The sequence below is a fragment of the Bacillus sp. SIMBA_008 genome (assembly GCF_046535495.1).
Classification (GTDB): Bacteria; Bacillota; Bacilli; order Bacillales; family Bacillaceae; genus Bacillus; species Bacillus subtilis.
Genome location: NZ_JAWRWL010001270.1, coordinates 1 through 236, shown reverse-complemented (window position 1 = coordinate 236; position 236 = coordinate 1). Strand labels below are relative to the sequence as shown.

Genomic DNA, 236 nt, shown 5'->3' with positions numbered 1-236 from the left:
ACAACAGGCGCAACAGACTGGACTTGCCAGCACCGTTTCCACCGAGCAACGCCACCCTCTGTCCCGGCGCTATGGAGAGCGCATGAACGTCCACCACCCAAGCGCCTTCGCCGAACGCCAGCCGCACCTCGTGCAACTGGTATGCCCCCAGCAACCTTGGCTTGTGCACGAAGCGGGCGCCCTGTGGCCGTTCCTGTTCAGCACCCATCAACTGGTCCAGCCCCTCCATGGCCACC

General features: G+C 64.4%; 1 protein-coding gene. It reads right to left on the bottom strand.

Features of this window, described 5'->3' with window-relative positions; genetic code table 11:
• Positions 1–208: ATP-binding cassette domain-containing protein (locus SB658_RS27510; protein WP_410603735.1), on the bottom strand; the 208-nt coding region annotated here is incomplete at its 3' end.
• Between the last annotated feature and the right edge of the window lie 28 nt (positions 209–236).